3 protein-coding genes and 1 pseudogene are annotated in these 5857 nt (G+C 56.5%); 2 read left to right on the plus strand and 2 right to left on the minus strand.

The window, feature by feature from the left end; translation table 11 throughout:
- Positions 1-1581: FG-GAP repeat domain-containing protein (locus CON76_RS13465; RefSeq protein WP_240592737.1), on the minus strand; the 1581-nt coding region annotated here is incomplete at its 3' end.
- 114 nt (positions 1582-1695) lie between these two features.
- Positions 1696-3264: pseudogene (locus CON76_RS13800) on the minus strand (FG-GAP repeat domain-containing protein); the annotation flags it as partial.
- A 186-nt stretch (positions 3265-3450) separates the two neighbouring features.
- Here CON76_RS13800 and CON76_RS02935 point away from each other — a divergent pair.
- Both CON76_RS02935 and CON76_RS02940 read left to right on the plus strand, forming a co-directional pair.
- A complete protein-coding gene (locus CON76_RS02935) occupies positions 3451-4173 on the plus strand; it encodes a response regulator transcription factor (protein WP_101101875.1) in 723 nt (240 codons plus the stop codon).
- A gap of 5 nt (positions 4174-4178) precedes the next feature.
- On the plus strand, positions 4179-5804 hold the full coding sequence (locus CON76_RS02940; protein WP_145995308.1) for an ATP-binding protein: 1626 nt from the start codon (positions 4179-4181) through the stop codon (positions 5802-5804).
- Positions 5805-5857: the final 53 nt, after the last annotated feature.

Raw genomic sequence — 5857 nt, forward strand, 5'->3', positions numbered from 1 at the left:
GGCTGATGCGTTGCCCACATCAGTCAGGCCTAATGGTTCAGAATTCGCCGACAGAACAAAAAAAGGCCGGTAGGTGGCCACATCGTTGTCGGTGATGTTGACCACCAGCGGATCGATGCCTTGCAGGTTGTTGTAGTCGGGGTCGTCACTGCTGACGCTGTGTTGCACCACGCCCGCATGTACTCCTTCGTTGACGGTGTCGTTGCGGGCGGTGACGGTGACGGTTTGCGCCTGATTCCAATTTGAGGTGGTAAAGGTCAGCGTGGCCTGGTCAAATGTGATTTGGCCGCTGGTGTCATCCAGCGTCACGGTCACATCGTGTGTGGGTTTGGTCAACAGTTTGACGGTGTAGGTGTCGCCCGTGGCCCCGCCTTCGCTTACGCGGGTGCCGTCGCCGCTGGGGGTGATGATCAACTTGGGAGCCACACCTTCAAAGAACTGGATAGCACCCGCGCTGTTGCCCACCAGAACATCCAGATCGCCATCGGCATCGATGTCGGCCAACGCTGGGCTGGCGTTGCTGTCCACATGGGCCAACCCCAGCGGGTTGGTGATCGCCGCTGCAAACGCTGGCAGCGTAGTAGCAGCCCCCGTGTTGGCAAATAACAGCATGTCGCCATTGCTGTTGCCCACCAAGATGTCCAAATCACCGTCGGCATCCACATCGGCCACCGTCAAACTGGCCCGACCGCCCACATTGGCCAGTCCAAACGGGTTGGTGCTGGCGGCGGCAAACGCGGCACTGCTGGCATTGCCTGTGTTGGCAAACAACCGTATATCGCCCGCACTGTTGCCGACCAAAGCGTCCAAATCGCCATCACCGTCGATGTCCGCAAACGCTGAATCGGCACCATAGCCCACATTCACCAGCCCAAACGGGTTGGTACTGACGGCGGCAAACGCGGCACTGCTGGCGTTGCCCGTGTTGCGGAAGAACCGCGTGTCACCATCCCAGTTGCCCACAAAAGCGTCTAAGTCGCCATCGCCATCGATGTCCACCAACGCTGGTTTGGCCACCGAACCCACATCCACCAAACCAAACGGGTTGGTGCTGGCCACTGCAAACGCCGCACTGCTGGCTGTGCCGTTGTTCTTCAAAAACAGCGTGTTGCCCTCGCCATTGCCCACAAAAGCGTCCAAATCGCCATCGCCATCAATGTCCACCAGCACAGGTTTGACGGCCCCCCCCACATCAGCCAAGCCAAACGGTGCAGTCTCGCTGTGCGCTACAAAAAATGGCCGGTAAGTGGCTGCATCATTGTCAATAACGTTGACCACCAGCGTGTGTACGGGCAAGCCTGTGTAATCGGGATCGGTACTGCTGACAGTATGTTTGACAATGCCGGTGTGCTTGCCCTCGTTCACCGTGTCGTTTAGCGCAGTAACGGTAACGGTTTGGGGTTGGTCCCAATTGGTACTGGTAAACGTCAGGGTGGTGGTGTTGAGCGTGACTTGGCCGTTGGTGTCGTCCAACGTGACCGTCACATCCTGTGTAGGTTGGGTCAAAAGTTTGACGGTGTAGGTGTCCGTGGCGCTGCCTTCGGTCACGCGGGTGCTGCCATCACTGGGCGTAATAGACACGCCGGGCGCTGTGTTCAGAAACGATTTGACAACACCAGAACCATTGCCAATCAAGGTATCCAAATCGCCATCGCCATCAATGTCCACAAATGCTGGACTGGCGTATGAGCCTGTGTTCGCCAAACCGAACGGACTGGTGCTGGACGCAGCAAAGGCGGCACTGCTGGCTGTGCCGGTATTGCGGAAAAACAGCGTGCTGCCATCCTTACCTACAAAAGCATCCAAATCGCCATCGCCATCAATGTCCACAAAGACCGGACTGGCGTATGAGCCTACACCCGTCAAGCCGAAGGCATTGGTGCTGGCAGCGGCAAATGCTGCACTGCTGACCGTCCCTGTATTACGTGCGAACCAGATGTCACCAGTTGCATCACCTACAAAAGCATCTAGGTCACCATCGCCATCAACGTCCACAAATGCCACACTGGCGCGTGACTCTACAGTCACCAAGCCAAAAGGGCTGGTACTGGCGGCGGCAAAAGCGGCGCTGCTGGCAGTGCCAGTATTTCGGAAAAACAGCGTGTTGCCAAGTTTATTGCCTACAAAAGCATCCAAGTCACCATCGCCATCAATGTCTACAAGCGTTGGCTTGGCGTTGTCGCCCACATCGCTCAGACCAAAGGGATTGGTACTGACCACCCCAAAGGCGGCACTGCTGACAGTGCCCGTATTGCGAAAAAACAGCGTGTTGCCAAGTTTATTACCTACAAAAGCATCCAAGTCGCCATCGGCATCTATGTCCACAAACACTGGGCTGGCGGAATCACCCACGTCTGTTAACCCAAATGGCCCGGTGCTGGCGGAAAGCGCAAAAAAAGTCCGATGGGCGGCAATATCGTTGTCGGCAATGTAAACCACGACCGATGCACCAGTTATGCCGTTGTAATTGGTGTCGGTGCTGGTCAAAGTGTGTTTGACAACACCCGTGTGCTTGCCCTCATTGACCGTGTCGTTCACTGCTGTGACAGTCACGGTTTGCGCCACGTTCCAGTTGGCTGTGGTGAAAGTCAGCGTGGTGGTGCTAAGGCTGACTTGGCCGTTGGTGTCGTCCAGCGTCACGGTCACGTCGTGCGTGGGTTGGGTCGACAGCTTAACGGTGTAGGTGTCGCCCGTGGTGTCACCTTCGCTCACACGGGTATCGTCGCCAGTGGGGGTTATCACCAGCCCAGGGTTGACGTTGAGGAAAAACTGAACAACGCCATTGTTGTTGCCGATAAAGGCATCGAGGTCGCCGTCGGCATCGATGTCCACAAAGGTGGGGCTGGCAAAAGTCCCCACACCGCTCAGACCCCAAGGGTTGGTGCTGGCCGCAGCAAAAGCGGCACTGCTGGCGTTGCCCACATTTTTAAAAAACAGCGTATTGCCGTTCTGACTACCCACAAAAGCATCAAGATCACCATCTTTATCGATATCCACCAAGGTGGGGCTGGCGTAAGAGCCCACATCGCTCAGGCCCCAAGGGTTGGTGCTGGCCGCAGCAAAAGCGGCACTGCTGGCGTTGCCCGTGTTTTCAAAAAACAGCGTATCACCTGGACTGTTGCCGATAAAAGCATCGAGGTCGCCATCGCCGTCAATGTCTACCAAGGTAGGGGAGGCAACAAAATCCACATCACTCAGGCCAAACGGTGCCGCACTGGTGGCACCGGTGTATTGCACAAAAACGGGGTCTTTGGTGATAGCCATTCTTATTTCCTCAAAATAGGTGCAAAAAAAAATAATTGATCATTATGCTTCACCGCTCAGTGCTCAATCGGATTGGGCACACAGTGATGTGCATGTGCTGTGGCAAACTTCGGAACATTCTGACAAATTTTTGGCTGTTTTGGCTCTCACAAAAATCTCACTCACGAGAGAATTGCAGAAATAAAAATGATCACGTTTATCCAACACGCTACCCAAAAACCAACCATCGCTGTGGTTGAAGACGAACCCGTGCTGCGCGAAGAACTGACCTTTCAACTGCAACATCGCGGCTTTGACGTGGTGGCCTTTGCCGACGCGGCGGGCTTGTACCGCCATTTGGCCGTTCACAGCGTGGCCGCCTTGGTGCTGGACATTGGCTTGCCGGGCGAAGACGGTTTGAGCGTGGCACGGTTGCTGCGCGCGCACCACCCACTGATGGGGTTGGTGTTTGTGACCGCGCGCCACCTGCGCCACGACCGGCTGGAGGGCTTGTCTGCCGGGGCCGATGCCTACCTGAGCAAACCCGTGGACGTGGATGAGTTGGAACTGCTGCTGCGCCGTTTGCTGCAACGGCACACCGCCACCAGCACACAGGCCACCACGCCCCATGATGACAACGCCCCACGCTGGCAACTGTTGCCCATACGCAACGTGTTGCAAGCCCCCAATGGCACCCATGTGCGGCTGACGCTGACGGAATTGCAATTTTTGAGCAAGCTGATATCGCAACCAGGCCAACCTTGCTCAAATCTGGATTTGGCACAAGCCATGAACCTGATGCCCGACGAGTGGAGCCGCCACCGCATGGAAGTGGTGGTGAGCCGCTTGCGCAACAAGGTGGAACGTGAAACCGGTCTGCCCATCCCCATCAAAACGGTGCGCGGGACAGGGTACGCTTGGACAGGTTGAAGCAAGTGGCGATTACAACCACCCTGTTGGCCCGCCTTGGATGGCCCGTGCTGCTGTGTGGCGTGCTGGGCACGGCACAGGTACAGGCCACCACCACCACACCACTGCCGCTCACGCCAGCAGAACAGGCCTACGTGCAACAACACCGCACGGTGTGGATGTGTGTAGATCCAGACTGGGCACCTTTTGAACGGCTGAATGAGCAAGGGCAACACGTGGGCATTGCGGCCGACTTGATGGCACTAGTTGCACAGCGCACAGGACTGAACATACAGCCGTTGGCGGTACGTTCGTGGGAGGAAAGTTTGGCAGCCTCACGCGCTGGGCGCTGCCAAATCATGAGCTTTTTGAACCAAACTCCCGAACGTGAAACTTGGCTGCGCTTTACGGGGCCGGTTTTTTCCGACCCAAATGTGCTGATTACCCGCGAAGAACACCCCTATATTGCCGACCTGCAAACCCTAAGCCGGAGCACGGTGGCGCTGCCGCGTGGCACGATGGTAGAAGAACGCATACGCACGGATTTTCCGAAGCTGCAAATTGTCACGACCGCCAGTGAGCAAGAGGCGGTGGAAATGGTGTCGGAACGCAAGGCAGACATGACCATACGCTCGTTGATTGTGGCGGCTTATACCATCAAACAACAAGGTCTGTTTAATTTGAAGATTTCGGGTCAGGTTCCTGAATACACCAACCAGTTGAGAATTGGCATACTCAAAAGCGACCCCGTGCTGTGGAACGTGCTCAACAAAGCCGTGCAAACCATCACAGTGCAAGAAAAAGAATCCATCGCCAACCGGCATGTGGCCATTCAGGTGCAACAAGGGGTTGACCACAAGCGGGTGTGGCAGGTGCTGGCTGTGGCCACGGGGCTGTTGCTGGTGGGTGGGTTTTGGCACCGCAAATTGCGCCAAATTGACCAAGAACGCGCTACGTTGGCAGAAGCGCGGGTAGAGCAAACCCTTCAGACACAACGCAACCAGAGCCAGCTCATGGCATTGCTGTCGCACGAGGTTCGAACGTCGCTGTCCATCATTGATGGTGCAGCCGGGTCTTTGCGCCTGCTGCTGGAGCCCGACAATGCGGCGTGCTTGTTGCGCGTGGAGCGCATCCACACCGGAGTCCAACGGATACAAGAACTGACCGATCAATTTTTAACCAAAGACCGGCTGGAAAGCGGCGCATTGACCCCGCAACGTGTGCATACCGATGGCCTGACGCTTTGCCATGAAACCGTTCATCTTTTGGACGAGCAGCACCGCGTGCGTATTCAACACCAAGGCGATACTTGCCTGTGCGCAGATCCCGATTTATTGCAGGTAGCGTTGCGTAACCTGTTGGTCAATGCACTGCGCTACACACCACCTGGTTCGCCTGTGACGGTGAATGTGGTGGGGCAGGACGACCATGTGGTATTTCGCGTCACAGACGAAGGGCCGGGCATCCCAGCAGCAGAACAGGACATGGTTTTTTTCAGTTATGTCCGAGGCTCACAGAGCCACGGCAAACCCGGCTCTGGGCTGGGCTTGCATTTGGTCAGGCGCGTGGCAGAGTTGCATTCGGGCACCGTATCGCTCGACTCCCCCGCCGCAGGCGGTGCCAGTTTTGCTCTCTCTTTGCCGCGCGCTTGAACGACTTACAACACCAGACTGCTGCTATCCAGCGCACCCACCCCCACCAACAC

Origin of the sequence: Macromonas bipunctata, from assembly GCF_002837135.1 — a bacterium.
Taxonomy (GTDB): Bacteria; Pseudomonadota; Gammaproteobacteria; order Burkholderiales; family Burkholderiaceae_C; genus Macromonas_A; species Macromonas_A bipunctata.